The sequence below is a fragment of the Mycobacterium sp. genome, from assembly GCF_036488105.1.
Taxonomy (GTDB): Bacteria; Actinomycetota; Actinomycetes; order Mycobacteriales; family Mycobacteriaceae; genus Mycobacterium.
In genome coordinates, this window is record NZ_DASXHW010000121.1 from 1 (window position 1) to 15,367 (window position 15,367).

General features: G+C 66.3%; 10 protein-coding genes. 7 read left to right on the forward strand and 3 right to left on the reverse strand.

Going from position 1 to position 15,367, the window contains the following annotated elements:
• Positions 1–363 (forward strand): MaoC/PaaZ C-terminal domain-containing protein (locus tag VGH54_RS06525; RefSeq protein ID WP_331511124.1); only part of this gene is annotated, 363 nt, incomplete at its 5' end.
• A 5-nt stretch (positions 364–368) separates the two neighbouring features.
• Positions 369–896: a maleylpyruvate isomerase family mycothiol-dependent enzyme gene (locus tag VGH54_RS06530; RefSeq protein ID WP_331511125.1), complete on the forward strand. Its 528-nt coding sequence runs from the start codon at positions 369–371 to the stop codon at positions 894–896.
• A gap of 29 nt (positions 897–925) precedes the next feature.
• On the opposite strand, the gene VGH54_RS06535 is transcribed toward VGH54_RS06530, so the two are convergent.
• Entirely contained in the window at positions 926–1,591 is a 666-nt protein-coding gene (locus VGH54_RS06535) for a helix-turn-helix domain-containing protein (protein ID WP_331511126.1), read from the reverse strand.
• A gap of 129 nt (positions 1,592–1,720) precedes the next feature.
• Here VGH54_RS06535 and VGH54_RS06540 point away from each other — a divergent pair, with 129 nt between their 5' ends.
• On the forward strand, positions 1,721–3,031 hold the full coding sequence (locus VGH54_RS06540) for a cytochrome P450 (RefSeq protein WP_331511127.1): 1,311 nt from the start codon (positions 1,721–1,723) through the stop codon (positions 3,029–3,031).
• Between the two features lie 78 nt (positions 3,032–3,109).
• On the opposite strand, the gene VGH54_RS06545 is transcribed toward VGH54_RS06540, so the two are convergent.
• Positions 3,110–4,582 (reverse strand): aldehyde dehydrogenase, encoded by a 1,473-nt coding sequence (locus VGH54_RS06545; RefSeq protein WP_331511128.1) that lies wholly within the window; start codon positions 4,580–4,582, stop codon positions 3,110–3,112.
• Positions 4,583–4,685: 103 nt separating this feature from the next.
• Between VGH54_RS06545 and VGH54_RS06550 the strand changes: the two genes are divergently transcribed.
• Both VGH54_RS06550 and VGH54_RS06555 read left to right on the forward strand, forming a co-directional pair.
• Positions 4,686–5,489, forward strand: coding sequence for an enoyl-CoA hydratase/isomerase family protein (locus VGH54_RS06550; protein ID WP_331511129.1), 804 nt, complete (start codon positions 4,686–4,688; stop codon positions 5,487–5,489).
• Positions 5,479–6,831, forward strand: coding sequence for a lipocalin-like domain-containing protein (locus tag VGH54_RS06555; RefSeq protein ID WP_331511130.1), 1,353 nt, complete (start codon positions 5,479–5,481; stop codon positions 6,829–6,831). The genes VGH54_RS06550 and VGH54_RS06555 overlap by 11 nt, the downstream gene beginning before the upstream one ends.
• A 12-nt stretch (positions 6,832–6,843) precedes the next feature.
• On the opposite strand, the gene VGH54_RS06560 is transcribed toward VGH54_RS06555, so the two are convergent.
• Entirely contained in the window at positions 6,844–8,502 is a 1,659-nt protein-coding gene (locus VGH54_RS06560) for a serine/threonine-protein kinase (protein ID WP_331511131.1), read from the reverse strand.
• A 176-nt stretch (positions 8,503–8,678) separates the two neighbouring features.
• Between VGH54_RS06560 and VGH54_RS06565 the strand changes: the two genes are divergently transcribed.
• Positions 8,679–9,401, forward strand: coding sequence for a DUF1906 domain-containing protein (locus VGH54_RS06565; protein WP_331511132.1), 723 nt, complete (start codon positions 8,679–8,681; stop codon positions 9,399–9,401).
• 486 nt (positions 9,402–9,887) lie between these two features.
• A partial coding sequence (locus VGH54_RS06570; protein ID WP_331511133.1) for a fatty acid synthase subunit beta domain-containing protein occupies positions 9,888–15,367 on the forward strand: 5,480 nt, incomplete at its 3' end.

Genomic DNA, 15,367 nt, shown 5'->3' on the forward strand with positions numbered 1-15,367 from the left:
CAGCGCGTGGTGATGAACTCCGGATCCACCTGGGACTACTTCCCGGGCCACTTCGACCCGAATTACGCTGCGGACCAGGGCCACCCAGCAATTTTCGTGAACACCATGCACCTCGCCGGCTTCGCCGATCGCATCGCAACCGACTGGGCCGGGCCGTGCAGCCGGGTCGTGCGCCGGAAGATGAGGCTGGCCGGCTCGATCTACGCCCGCGACACGATGGTGGGCCACGCGCGCGTGGTCGCCAAGCACTGCGACACGACTGTCGATCCGCCGCGCCGCCTGCTCGATCTGCGGATCGAAGTCGTCAACCAGCGCGGCGAATTGTGCTGTCCGGTCGAGCTCACCCTGCAGTTGCCGGGGTAATCGCGATGGCCGACGCATTGGTCGAACGCCATCTCGCGGTGTGCCGAAGGTTCGGCGAATCAGTGCGCGCGGCGAAGGGGAAATGGGAGCGCCCTTCGCCCTGCGATGCGTGGGATGCCAGGGCAGTACTGGAGCATGTCATCGGTTTTCACGACGTGCTGCTGCTGCGACCGCTGGGGCTCAAGCCCGATCGCCCGCGTGATGATCCGCAGCGGCGATGGGAGCTGACCTACGGCGCGTTGGAGAAGGCGTTCGAACTCGATATCGGGCCGGACGCCGCGGCGGTATTGCCGAACGTGACTCGCGACGTGCTGGTGCACACCTGGGACCTGGCCCGGGCGGTCGGCGCCGACGACCGGTTGGACCCCCGATGGTGCGAGCTGTTCTACGCGGCACTGCCGAGCGACCCCCAGGCGCAGAGTTTTTCGGGAATGTTCGACGCTGCCGTCGTGGTGAGTAACTGCACCGACGCGCAATCGAAACTTCTTGCGCGGCTGGGCCGCAACCCCGGCTGGCAACCGCAGGACGACTAAGGCTTGTAGCACTTTGTTCTCAGGGCGGATCAGCTAGGCCCGGTGACCATCGGCATGAGGTAGTCGCGCACATATGTGCGGGTGTCGTCGACGGTGGTGAGTTTGATGCTGGTGTGTGGGGTGACGACAAACGACAGGGTGAGGCGAGTCTGTAGTTCGGCGACAGTACGCAGGTGGCGCTCCTGGGCGGGCGTTGTCTTGGCAGTGCCGTAGAGCTCGGTGCGCAACCACGCAACGGAGTAATCGGTGGCGAAATCAAGGATGGCGCCAGCATCGATGGTCAGGCTCGGCAGAATCGCTTCGGGCTCCGTGCGCAGCATCTTCCTGAGCAGCGAGTGTTCACGCAGGAATGTCACGGTGAACACGGTGCCGTAGACCATGCGGTCTTCGAACGTGCTGGCGTGCGAGCGTGCGGCCGCGCTGCCCTGCAGGAAGCTGCGCGCTTCGGCGAGCACGAGGGCGTCGGTCAGCGCAGCTTTGGTGGGGAAACGCCGGTAGAGGGTCGCTCGACCTACGCCGCTGCGGCGGGCGACGTCTTCCATCGTGGAGCGTCGCATCCCGACCAATTCGGCCTGCTCGAGCGCGGCGGCCAGGATTCGCGTGGTGATCTGGTCGGGATTGTCGAGCTGGGCGACGACGGCAGGGTCGGGTTCGGCGATTCGTCGGATGAACTCTGCCGCTCGGGTCGAGGTCACTCAATTCCTCCTTGATCGCTCGGCGCGGTCGCCGTATCGTGGCCATCGAAGCGTGCGAGACATTGATCGTCTTATCGTCTCGCACGTCTCATGATAGCGGGTCGCGTTGCTCGCGGAAGCGGAGTCGCCATGGGTGTCGGTCTGTGGGTTCGGTGGTTGGCAATGCACGGCGTGCCTCGAGCGTTTTTGGCGGTTCGGGCGCGGACCGGCGACTCGTTGGCTCGGCTGCTCACCAGTCACGGACGCGGCAACGATCCCTACCCGCTGATGGAAGAACTCAGGGCGCAGGGACCGCTGGTACACGCACCGTTTACATGGGTGAGCGTCGACCACGGTGTTTGCCGAGAAATTCTGCGAGACAAAAGATTCGGTGTCACCGGGCAGACAGAAATGGTGCCGCGGCCGCTTCGGGCGCTGATCTCGCGCACTGACCCCGGCGTGCCCAATCCGGTGGATAAGCCCGCGATGGTGGTGATGGATCCACCCGAGCACACCCGCTACCGACAGTTGGTGGCTCAAAGCTTCACTCCGCGCGCCATCGAGGCGCTGAGTATGCGGGTGGTCGCGGTCACCAGGGAATTGATAGACCGGATCGCCGCCACACCGAACCCGGACTTGATTGCCGACTTCGCGGCTCAACTGCCGGTAGCGATTATTGGCGAGATCCTCGACCTGCCCGTCGATATCCACCCGCGCATGCTGGAGTGGGGCCACAGCGGCGCCCCACTGTTGGATGTCGGAATCGGCTGGAAGACCTACCGCCGTGCCATTGATGGGCTGCGAGGCGCCGATAAGGACCTACGTGAGCGCTTTGCGCAGGTGCGCACTGGTGGGCCGAGCGACAATCCATTCAGCAGGATGGCCGCCGACGGCACACTCACCGATCGTGAGCTCACCGCGAATGCTGCGCTGCTGGTCGGCGCGGGCTTTGAGACCACGGTGAACCTGATCGGCAATGGCATTGTTGTGCTGCTGCAAAACCCCGAGCAGTTGGCTCGGTTGCGCTATGACCCCGACTTGTGGCCTGCGGCCGTCGAGGAGATCCTGCGGTTCGACAGTCCCGTCCAGATGACCGCGCGCACCGCAGGGTGCGATGTCGAAATCGCCGGATGCCACATCGCCGCCGGCGACATAGTCGCTCTGCTTCTCGCGGGCGCGAATCGCGACCCACACGCATTCCCCGATCCCAACAGCTTCGATATCGACCGGCCCAACGCACGCGAGCACCTGGCGTTCGCCTCCGGCGTGCACGCTTGCCTCGGCGCCGCACTGGCCCGCATCGAGGGCGCGACCGCCCTGCGCGCGCTCTTCGAAACCTTCCCCGATTTGCGCCTGGTCGAACCCATCCAACGGCGTGGTCTGGTCAATCTGCACGGATTCGCCCGGCTGCCAGCGCAACTGGGCAGCCGCCGGGCAACTCCCGCCGACCTGTCCGCGTGACACGCTTGATGCGAATCGCATTCATCAGTCATCCATTGGAGCGCAGACGACAACGTGGCGCCGCCTGGCAGCCGGATGCTAACCCGACAGCGGCGGCATGGCGCCTTTGCTGATCACCGACTGCAGCTCGACGTACTCATGCAGGCCCTCCGGGCCGAACTCGCGGCCGATGCCCGACTGCTTGAAACCGCCGAAGGGACTACCGATGTCGAGTGTGTACATGTTGATGCCGTAGGTGCCGGCACGCACGCTCGCGGCGACCTCGAGGCCGTGCGCGATGTCGGCCGTCCACACCGATCCGGCCAGACCGTAGTCGCTGTCGTTGGCGATGCGGACCGCATCGGGCTCGTCGTGGTAGGTCAGCACGCTGAGCACGGGACCGAATATTTCCTCGCGGGCGATGCGCATGTCGTTGGTGACGTCGGTGAACAGCGTCGGCTGCACGTACCACCCGCGGTCATGCGGTGCGTCCTCGCCGCCAAGGACCATCCGCGCGCCCTCTTTCACCCCGGACCGGATGTAGTCCTGTACCCGGGCTTGCTGGCGCTGGGCAACCAGGGGACCGATGTCGGTCGCCTCGTCGGTGGGATCGCCGACCTGCAGGCTCGACATCATATCGGCCAGCGCGTCGACAACCTCATCGCGTCGGCGCTCGCTCACCAGGATGCGGGTCTGAGCTACGCAGGCCTGCCCGTTGTTCATCAGGCTCGCGGACTTCAATTCCTTGACCGTCTTACCGATGTCCGCATCGTCAAGAATGATCGCCGCCGATTTGCCGCCGAGTTCCAGGCTCACCCGCTTGAGTTGCTCACCGCAGAGCGTGGCTATCCGGCGTCCGACCGCGCTCGACCCGGTGAACGAGATCTTGTCCACACCCGGGTGGCGCACTAGCGCCTCGCCGACATCGGTGCCACCCGGAAGCACCGACACCACTCCTTCGGGTAACCCCAGTTGCTCGACCATTTCGGCCAACCACAAAGCGTCCAAAGGCGTTTCGGGCGCCGGCTTGACGATCACCGTGCAGCCCGCGATCAGGGCGGGAATCAGCTTGGGCATGATCAAGAACTGCGGCACGTTCCAGGGCACGATCGCGCCGACCACGCCCACCGGGGCGCGATGCAGATGCACTTCGCCGAGCACCCCGTGGCGGCGCTCGTTCCACGGAAAGTCGCGGGCGACCGCCAGCGTCAGATGGATCATCGAAGCCGCCGCCGCGGCCTGACCCAATCGGCTGAAGCTCCGCGGCGATCCCATCTCGTCGGTGATCAAGTCGGCCATCTCTTCGAGGTGGCCGGAATAGATCGTTGCGAGCTCTTCGACCTTGCGCATGCGTTCGCTCGGGTCGAGTCGCGGCCACGGGCCGTGATCAAAGGCATAGCGGCCGGCGGCGACCGCCGCGTCGACGTCCGCCGGAGTCGCCGCGGGAACGTCGCCGACCGGATTTTCAGAGTGCGGCGAGATGACTGTCAGGCGCTCCCCGGTGGACGGCGGGCGCCACTGTCCTCCGATGAAAAGCTGGTCGTAGCAACGGTGGTCACGAGCTTTCGGCATGGGATACCACCTCTAAAAGGCGACGGCAACTTCGCTATTGATGCTAACATAGCAAAAAAGACGAACCGTCTGGCATCTGCCTTGGATCAACTGTGAAGGCGACGTGAGCGACGAACTTCGGGTGACCGCGGACGGCGCCGTCCGCATCGTGACGATCAACCGGCCCGATGATCTCAACGTCGTCAACGCCACCCTGCACCACAAGCTGCTGGACGTCTGGCGCGATCTGGAGCGTGACACTGGCGCCCGTTGTGTGGTGCTTACCGGAGCCGGCCAAACCTTCAGTGGCGGAGGCGATTTCGCCTTCCTCAAGGCGCAACACCGCTCTCTTGACTACCGGTACAACATCTCCGCCCAGGCGTCGGACATCCTGCACGCGATGATCAACTTTCGGCTACCGGTGGTGGCCGCGGTCAACGGCCCCGCCATCGGGCTGGGTGCTTCGCTGGCGCTGTGCTGCGACCTGGTGTTGATGTCCGAGCGCAGCTATCTGTGCGATCCGCATGTGTCGATCGGCCTGACCGCAGGCGACGGCGGCGCACTGTTGTGGCCGTACATGACCAGCCTCATCCGCGCCAAGGAGTACATCTACACCGGCGAGCGCATCCCGGCGGAGTTGGCGGTGGACCTGGGTCTGGCCAATCGGGTCACGACCGCCGAGACGTTGATGGAGCAGGCACTGCAATTGGCTGCCCGCCTGGCCGCTCAGCCGGCCCGCGCATTGCAGACCACCAAGCGGGCGTTCTCTAAGCACCTTGCTCAGGCGGCGATTGCGATCGTGGACTACGGACTCGCGGCCGAAACGCTCGAACTGGGTGCCCACGACCACATCGAGAAGGTGCGGGAGTTCCTGGGAGCCGACAAGTACGACGCGATCGAGACACCCGAGGCGGGACATGAACACTGATTGGCGTAAGTATCCGTTCCGGCTGGTGCACAACGACAGCGCACTCGATTTCCCCGCCGCCGAGGGCTTACATGCCGACCAGGAGTCCGACACCTGGTTCATCGCCGGCGAGCTGACCGGCACGGCGGGCCGCTCGTTCGCATTCCTGACCATCTTCAACAAGAACCGCCCAGGCGGCACCGTGGTTGCCGATTTCTATACGATGTCGCTATTTGATTGCGACACAGGCGAATACGGAACCTACACCGACTACGACATGCCGCCCAAGAACATGCAGCCCGATGCGCGACAGAAGATGTCGATGTCCGCCGGATACCTCGACATCCGTTACGAAAGCAGCGCCGGGCCGGTGGTGTGGACGGCGTGCCGCGACGGCCACGGCGACCTGCGGCCCTACACCTACCGGGTCAGCCTGCGCGGCGTCGATCAGGCCGGCCAGTCGATGGAACTGGACTTGGATGTCACCCCGACACGTGCGCCGGTACCCGTCGGCGCCGACATCTGCGACGGCAAGATCACCTGCTTCGGCCAGGACGACACCTACTCCTATTTCCAAACCGGCATGGCGATGAGTGGAACGCTGCGCTGGGGTGATCGACACGAAGATGTCAGCGGCAGCGCGGGACACATTGACAGACAGTGGTTTCCCAGATACGCCGGCGGCGGGGGAACCGGGGGAGACCCGCGAGCCAGGTCGCACGAATGGCGCACGATCAACCTCGACAACGGCGTCGACATGAGCATCTGGCGGCAGTTCGACCGGACGGACGGCAATGTGCCGCAACCCTTCACCGGTGTGACGGTGAGCTACCCCGACCCGGAGCGGGCGCCGGAGTGCGCGGAGGACGTCGACGTCACGGTGAGCAGCTACGTCCGCTGGCCTGATTCCATTCGGCCGCTGGTGCGGCCGCCGGCCCCGAATCGGTTCATGCCGGATCGCCACCGGTTACAATGTGCCTCTTTGCAATTGGATCTCACCGGGGAGCCCATGGTGCCGGCACCCGCGCACGGGCTGCCGATCGAATACATGGAAGGGCCGTACCGTTACCGCGGAACGCTGCGGGGAGAACCGGTGAGCGGCTTCGCCTTCTACGAGCGCTCGCTGGCGCTGTACCGCGATTGGGAGTTGATCGACGTGCTGGCGTCCGCCGTCGAGAATCTCAGTGGGGCCGACCCGCAGTTGGCTGATGCGGTCGATCAGGTGCGCCCGCTCGTCGCGGCGGGCAATCGATCACAGGCGCGAAAGCTGTTGCAGTCCATGCTCGCAGCTGTACCCGCCGATAGCGGGGACTGCCTTGACGTCATCGACGCCCTGATCACGGTGCTATCGGCCGACAGCTGACGGTTGTGCCGGTCACCCGCCGGGCGGTTCCCAGGCAAATCCGCCCGGGGTGCTGACGCAGTTCACCGGACCGCCCGAGTTCGAAACGGCGGAGGAGCCCTCCGGGCCACACGGCATGCCGACCGCCGGGCGGGTGTCCAAGCCGTCTGGCGGCTTCGGTGACGTCGTTGTGGTCGGTGAAGCCGAGCGCGGCACTGTCGTCTGCGGCACCGTCGTCTGCGCCGGTGCGGTGGTGGTCACCTTCGGCACGGGCTTGGTGGTCGTCGGCAATGTCGTTACCGGCGTACTGACGACGGGCCGCGGGCCGACCATCGGGGGCGGCGGCGGCGGGGGGATGAACGCCGGCGGCGCAGTAGACAATGCAGGGACGGCGGCGGTGGGCTCGGCCGACGTGGTCTCGACACCGGTTGGTGTGTCATTGGATTGAGACGCCGTGCGCAGCGCTCGGACGCCGGTGAACCAGGCCAGCAGTACGACCACGATCACACCACCGATCGCCGCGGAGTGCTTGAGCCGGCGCTTGCGCGCCTCCGCCGCCCCGTCACCGGTGACGTCGTCGACGTGGTCGCCGGGCGGTGTAGGTCCAGCAGACGTGACTGCATCGTCGACGTGACTGTCCGGCAAAGCGGCAGGGGCAGAGCCATTTTCGCTCGCGGCGGCAGCGAATGCGGCAGGTGTGGTCGGTGCGGAATCAGCGCTTGGCGCCGTTGGTGTTACAGCGTCGGACTCCGGCGTGGCGAACGACGTGGTGGGCGCGGGATCCTTGCTGTCGGTCGCCTCTCGGAAAATGGACGCCGCGCGTAATTCGGATGTGGCGCGGATGTGCGACCGTGTACCACCAGTCGATTCGAGCGCTTTGGCGAAGTCGCGAGCTCGCCGGAATCTATCGACCGGGTCTTTCGAGAGCGCGCGGGCGAAGATCGCATCGAATTCGGTCAGGTCCGGCCGGATCTCGCTCGGTCGGGGCGCTCGATCGTTGAGCTGCCTGTTGACCACCACGGACGGATTGAAATGGGCGAACGGCGGTGCCCCGGTCAGGAGGTGAAAAGCGCTGGCCGCCAAGGCGTATTGGTCGGCGCGGCCGTCGAGTTCATCGCCCATCAGCTGCTCGGGCGCGGTGTAGCCGGCGGTCCCGATGAACATGCCGGCCCGGGTCAGCGTGTTATTGACACCCGCTGGCCGCGCTACACCGAGGCCCGTCAACGCAATTCGTCTTCTGTCGGCCGGCGATTTGCTGACCAGGATGTTGCCGGGATTGACGTAGCGGTGCAACACCCCGCGATCGTGCGCGTAGTCCAAGGCGTCGGCGATCGCGGAAACGATCTCGATCACCATCCTCGGCGGCAAGCCATCGAGATGACCCTCGCCCAGCAATTCGGCTGCGTCGGAGCCGTCGATGTACTCCGACGAAAGCCACAACTGGCCCTCGAACTCGCCGCGGTCGGTGAGCCCCGCGATGTTCGGGTGCCAGAGCGCCGCCGCCAGGTCGGACTCCTCGTCGAACCGCGCGCGGTAATCGAGATCGACCGAGGTCTCGGCCGGAATCAGATGAAGAACCTGGTGGCGCGGAAGCCGTGGGTGCTCGGCCACGTAGAGCTCACCGAACTCCTCGTATCCAAGCTGCCGCACGATGCTAAATCCAGCGGCCGTCGCTCCAATGACCAGCGGCATGGGAAGATGGTACAGACCGGCGACAGAAACACTGGGGATGCGGGCAACGGTTGAGAATGTCTGCGTGAGTGAACCCGGATGCCACCAGACCAGCGAAGGGCTTGCGCACCGCCTGATACAGATGTGGCGAGTGGCGTTGATGTGGTAATTGATGCAATTGTCGTACTCTGTGACACGTGTTCGTGTCTCGGCGCGAGCTGCTGAAATATGCGGCCGCAACACCGGCCCTGATTGGGCTCGTCTACGCGGCGGAATCGCTGCGTACCCCGCCGGCCGTTGCGGATGGCCTGGGCGTACTGCTGGACTACGCGGCCGGAGTGATACCCGCCGACCAGATCAGGGCCGCCGGGGCCGTGGGCTCCATCCGGTATGTGTCGGACCGCCGGCCCGGGGGGGCCTGGATGCTGGGCAAGCCAATGCAGATCAACGAGGCACGCGACCTGCACCAGAACGGCCTGAAGATCGTGTCCTGCTACCAGTACGGGAAAGAGGCCTCCGCCGATTGGCTGGGCGGGCAGAGCGCGGGCGTGCAGCACGCCCAGCGCGGGTGGCAGCTACACACCGCCGCCGGCGGTCCCGCCAACGTACCCATCTACGCCTCGATCGACGACGACCCGTCGTTTGAGCAGTATCAAGCGCAGGTCGCGCCCTACCTGCGCGGCTGGGAATCCGTCGTCGGCCACCAGCGGACCGGCGTATACGGCAACTCCAAGACGATCGAATGGGCACTGCACGACGGCCTGGGCTCGTACTTCTGGCAGCACAATTGGGGCTCGCCGGGTGGCCGGACGCATCCTGCCGCCCATCTCCATCAGGTCGAGATCGACAAGCGCCACGTCGGCGGCGTCGGCGTGGATATCAACAACATCTGCAAGCCACAATTCGGCCAGTGGGCCTGAGCTGACTCGCGGGTAAGGTGCCAGCAAACTTCTGCCGAGCGTTTGATCGGCCGGTTTCTCAACAGTCGCACGGCGCCGTCTGGTCGACTAAGGGCCGCGAGGCCAGATATGGCGCAAATATTCAAGATAACGATTAGGTAACAATACTGCCTTGATCTGCGCAGTTATAGCTACCCGACCGTAACCACCTGCACGCAGCAGGTTTGGTCCGGACACCGTCGGCGGCCTGTGAGCGGAGTGTTACCCAGCCCACCATTACTCGCGCGTAGTACTCACCAGTAACCAATTTGCGCCGGAAACTCCCAGGTTTCTTATGACACTCTTAGTGCAGCCGATGACGCCCCCTTATGGCTTGACCCGCGGAAGCGGGGTCAGTCGAGAGATGGCCGGTTGGACCGGGGCGCGATCGGAATGTGGACGGAATTTTCGGGGCAGCGTGGCTCTGGCACGCGAGTGGTGGATAAGCGCACTGAGGGAGATACACACGTGACGATCTATGAGCACCACCGAGTGTCCGCTGACCGCGATGGAGTCTCCACGGATACTCATGCTCTGGTCGATCGGCTGACTTCGGGCGAGGCCTACGCGGTCGCGTTCGGCGGGCAGGGCGGCGCGTGGTTGGAGACGCTGGAAGAGCTGGTGTCGTCGGCCGGTATCGAATCCGAGCTGGCGACGCTGGTCGGTGAGGTGGACCTGCTGCTCGAGCCGATTGCCAGCGAGCTCGTCGTGGTGCGGCCGATCGGATTCGAGCCGCTGCGCTGGGTGCGCGCGCTGGCTGCGGAGGACCCGGTTCCGTCCAACAAACACCTCACCTCGGCCGCAGCGTCGCTGCCCGGTGTCCTGCTCACCCAGATCGCCGCGATCCGCACCCTGGCCCGTCAGGGCCTGGACTTGATCGCCACCCCACCGGTGGCCGTCGTCGGGCATTCGCAGGGAATCCTGGCCGTGGAGGCTCTGAAAGCGGCGGGAGCGCGCGATATCGAGCTGCTGGCGATGGCGCAGCTGATCGGCGCCGCCGGCACGCTGGTGGCCCGCCGGCGCGGAATCTCCGTTCTCGGTGATCGCCCCCCGATGGTGTCGATCAGCAACGCCGATCCCGAGCGCATCTACCGCCTGCTCGAAGACTTCTCGCAAGACGTCCGCACCGTGTTGCCGCCGGTGTTGTCGATCCGCAACGGCCGGCGCTCGGTCGTCATCACCGGGACCCCCGAGCAGCTGTCCCGCTTCCAGCTGTACTGCAAGCAGATCTCGGAGAAGGAAGAAGCCGACCGCAAGAACAAGGTCCGCGGCGGCGACGTGTTCGCGCCGGTCTTCGACGCGGTCCAGGTCGAGGTGGGCTTCCACACACCGAGGCTCGCCGACAGCATCGCCATCGTCGGTGAATGGGCCGAGAAGGTGGGCATCGACGTGGAGTTGGCCTGCGCGATGGCGGAGGCCATCTTGGTCCAGCCGGTCGACTGGGTCGACGAGGTGATCGGGGTCCACGAGGCTGGTGCCCGCTGGATTCTCGACCTGGGTCCTGGCGACATCCTGACCCGTCTGACCGCCCCGGTGATCCGCGGTCTCGGCGTCGGCATCGTGCCCGCGGCGACCCGCGGCGGCCAGCGCAACCTGTTCACCGTCGGCGCTGTACCGGAGGTTGCGCGGCCGTGGTCGAGCTACGCCCCGTCGGTGGTCAGCCTGCCCGACGGCCGGGTCAAACTGTCGACCAAGTTCACCAGGCTGACCGGTCGGTCGCCGATTCTGCTGGCGGGGATGACCCCGACCACGGTCGACGCCAAGATCGTCGCCGCCGCGGCCAACGCGGGGCACTGGGCTGAGCTCGCCGGCGGTGGGCAGGTCACTGAGCCGATCTTCAACGACCGCATCGAGCAGCTGTCCGGGCTGCTCGAAACCGGCCGCACCTACCAGTTCAACGCGCTGTTCCTCGACCCGTACCTGTGGAAGCTGCAGGTCGGCGGAAAGCGCTTGGTGCAGAAGGCCCGTCAGTCAGGCGCCGCGATCGATGGCCTGGTTGTCAGCGCCGGCATCCCCGAACTCGAAGAGGCCGTCGAGCTGATCGAAGAGCTCAACGACATTGGCATCTCCCACGTGGTGTTCAAGCCGGGCACCGTCGAGCAGATCCGCTCGGTCATCCGCATCGCGACCGAGGTGCCGACCAGGCCGGTCATCATGCACGTCGAGGGGGGGCGCGCCGGCGGCCACCATTCCTGGGAAGACCTCGACGACCTGCTGCTGGCCACCTACTCCGAACTGCGGTCGCGACCCAACATCACCGTCTGCGTCGGCGGCGGAATCGGCACGCCCGAACGTGCGGCCGAATACCTGTCCGGTCGCTGGGCCGAGGCTTACGGCTTCCCGCTGATGCCCGTCGACGGCATCCTGGTCGGGACCGCAGCGATGGCGACGCTGGAGTCCACCACCTCGCCGTCGGTCAAGCAGATGCTGGTCGACATCCAGGGCACCGATCAGTGGGTCGGCGCTGGAAAAGCCCAGGGCGGCATGGCTTCTGGCCGCAGCCAGCTCGGCGCCGACATCCACGAGATCGACAACACCGCCTCCCGCTGCGGTCGGCTGCTCGACGAGGTCGCCGGCGACGCCGAAGCGGTCGCCGCGCGTCGCGACGAGATCATCGCCGCGATGGCCAACACCGCCAAGCCGTACTTCGGCGACGTCGGCGAGATGTCCTACCTCCAGTGGCTGCAGCGCTACGTCGAGTTGGCCATCGGCGACGGCGACAGCACGGCTGACACCGCTGAGCCCGGCAGCCCCTGGCTGGCCGACACCTGGCGCGAACGGTTCGAGCAGATGCTGCAACGCGCCGAGGCGCGGCTGCACCCGCAAGACTCCGGCCCGATCGACACGTTGTTCGGCGACGCCGCCCTGCTGGAGCGTCCAGACGAGGCCATCGCCGCGCTGATCGCGCGCTACCCGGACGCTGAGACCGTGCAGCTGCACCCGGCCGATGTCCCGTTCTTCGTCACCCTGTGCAAGACGCTGGGCAAGCCGGTCAACTTCGTGCCGGTGATCGACAAGGACGTACGCCGTTGGTGGCGAAGCGATTCGCTGTGGCAGGCACACGACGCCCGCTACGACGCCGACCAGGTCTGCATCATCCCGGGCACCGCCGCGGTCGCCGGTATCACCCGGCTCGACGAGCCGGTCGGCGAACTGCTTGACCGCTTCGAGCAGGCGGCGATCGACGACGTGCTCTGCACCGGCGCAACCCCGACCGCTGTGACCGCGCGGCGGCAGGGCCGCGTCGACGTGCGTGGGCCGCTGGCCACTGTGCTCGACGCGCCGGATGTGTTGTGGGCCGGCCGCGTCGCCACGAACCCGGTGCACCGCATCGCCGAACCCGGCGAATGGCAGGTGCACGACGGACCCGAAGAGCCACAAGCCACGCACTCATCCACCGGGGCACGCCTGACCACCGAAGGCGACCAGGTGGTGTTGAGCGTGCCGATCGCCGGCGTGTGGATCGACATCCGATTCAGCTTGCCCGCCAACACGATTGACGGCGCCATTCCGGTGATCCGCACCAAGGACGCGATCGAGGCGATGCGTTCGGTGCTGGCGATCGCCGCCGGCGCCGATGGCCCGGAAAGCCTGCCGCGGGTGCACAACGGAACGGCGACGGTGACCGTGCACTGGGACCCCGAGCGTGTCGCCGACCACACCGGTGTCACCGCCATCTTCGGTGAGCCGTTGGCGCCGACCCTGACCACCGTGCCCGACGCATTGGTCGGCCGCTGCTGGCCCGCGGTCTTCGCGGCCATTGGGTCCGCGGTCACCGGCGCAGGCGTCCCGGTCGTGGAGGGCCTGCTGAGCCTGGTGCATTTGGACCACGCCGCTCATCTGGTCGCCGCGCTTCCTCAAGTGCCGGCCGAGTTGACCGTCACCGCAACGGCTTCGGTGGCTACCGACACTGACGTGGGCCGCGTCGTTCCGATCTCGGTGACGGTTGCCTCAGCCGATCGCACCGTGCTGGCCACCATGGAGGAGCGGTTCGCGATCCGCGGTCGCACCGGCCCCGCCGAGTTGACCGACCCGCTGCGGGCCGGCGGCGCGGTGTCGGAGAACGCCACCGACACCCCGCGGCGCCGCCGCCGCGACGTCACGCTCACCGCGCCGGTCGACATGCGGCCGTTCGCGGTGGTGTCCGGAGATCACAACCCGATCCACACCGACCGGGCCGCCGCGCTGCTGGCCGGCCTGGAATCGCCGATCGTGCACGGCATGTGGCTGTCGGCGGCCGCGCAACACGTCGTCACCGCCACCGACGGGCAGGCCCGGCCGCCGGCCCGGCTGATCGGCTGGACGGCTCGCTTCCTGGGCATGGTGCAACCCGGCGACGAGGTGGACTTCCGCGTTGACCGTGTCGGAATCGACCAGGGCGCAGAGGTTTTGGAGGTTGCTGCCCGCATCGGCTCGGACTTGGTGATGTCGGCCACCGCACGGTTAGCCGCGCCGAAGACGGTCTACGCGTTCCCGGGCCAGGGTATCCAGCACAAGGGCATGGGCATGGACGTCCGCGCCCGTTCGAAGGCTGCCCGCAAGGTGTGGGACGTCGCGGACAAGTACACCCGCGAGACCCTTGGCTTCTCCATCCTGCACGTGGTGCGGGACAACCCGACCAGCCTTATCGCCAGCGGCGTGCACTACCAACACCCCGAGGGCGTGCTGTACCTGACCCAGTTCACTCAGGTCGCCATGGCGACGGTGGCCGCGGCGCAGGTCGCCGAGATGCGTGAGCAGGGTGCGTTCGTGGAAGACGCGATCGCGTGCGGCCACTCCGTCGGTGAGTACACCGCGCTGGCCTGCGTGAGCGACCTCTACGGGCTGGAAGCGTTGCTGGAGACCGTGTTTCAGCGTGGATCGAACATGCATGACATCGTGCCGCGTGACGAACTCGGCCGGTCCAATTACCGACTGGCCGCTATCCGGCCGTCGCAAATCGATCTCGACGATGCCGACGTGCCGGCATTCATCGAGGAGATTGCACAGCGCACCGGGGAGTTCCTTCAGATCGTCAACTTCAACCTGCGCGGTGCGCAGTACGCGATCGCCGGCACGGTCCGTGGCCTGGAGGCCCTCGAAGAAGAGGTGGAGCGCCGACGTGAAATCACCGGCGGCAAGCGGTCGTTCATCCTGGTGCCCGGCATCGACGTGCCGTTCCACTCCGAGGTGCTGCGGGTCGGCGTCGCTGACTTCCGTCGCTCGCTGGAACGGGCTATGCCGCGGGGCAAAGACCCTGAGGTGATCATCGGGCGCTACATCCCGAACCTGGTGCCGCGGCCGTTCAGCCTGGACCGCGACTTCATCCAGGAGATCCGGGATCTGGTGCCGGCCGAGCCGCTGGACGAGATCCTCGAGAACTACGACTACTGGCGCAACGAGCGTCCGTTCGACTTGGCGCGCATAGTCATCATCGAACTGCTGGCGTGGCAGTTCGCCAGCCCCGTGCGCTGGATCGAAACCCAGGATCTGCTGTTCACCGAGGAGGCCGCAGGCGGTCTGGGTGTGGAGCGCTTCGTCGAGATCGGCGTGAAGTCCGCGCCGACGGTCGCCGGGCTGGCCACCAACACCCTCAAGCTGCCCGAGTATGCCCACAGCACAGTCGAAGTGCTCAACGCTGAGCGCGACGCCGCAGTGCTGTTCGCCACCGACACCGACCCCGACCCCGAGGACGTTCTCGAGGTCGAGGAGCCGACTGCCGATTCCGCCGCCCCCGCGACAGAAGCCGCACCCGCCGCTGCTCCGGCTGCGCCGGTCGCCCCGTCCGGTGCGCCACGGCCCGATGACATCGGCTTCGATGCCGCCGACGCGACGCTGGCGTTGATCGCACTATCGGCCAAGATGCGCATCGACCAGATCGAGGAGCTGGACTCCATCGAGTCCATCACCGACGGCGCCTCGTCGCGGCGCAACCAGTTGCTGGTCGACCTTGGTTCCGAGCTGAACCT

Excerpts from the sequence above, each read along its gene's own strand:
- VGH54_RS06530 (WP_331511125.1), top strand. The coding sequence starts at position 369 with ATGGCCGACGCATTGGTCGAACGCCATCTCGCGGTGTGCCGAAGGTTC.
- VGH54_RS06540 (WP_331511127.1), top strand. The coding sequence starts at position 1,721 with ATGGGTGTCGGTCTGTGGGTTCGGTGGTTGGCAATGCACGGCGTGCCT.
- VGH54_RS06545 (WP_331511128.1), bottom strand. The coding sequence starts at position 4,582 with ATGCCGAAAGCTCGTGACCACCGTTGCTACGACCAGCTTTTCATCGGA.
- VGH54_RS06555 (WP_331511130.1), top strand. The coding sequence starts at position 5,479 with ATGAACACTGATTGGCGTAAGTATCCGTTCCGGCTGGTGCACAACGAC.
- VGH54_RS06560 (WP_331511131.1), bottom strand. The coding sequence starts at position 8,502 with ATGCCGCTGGTCATTGGAGCGACGGCCGCTGGATTTAGCATCGTGCGG.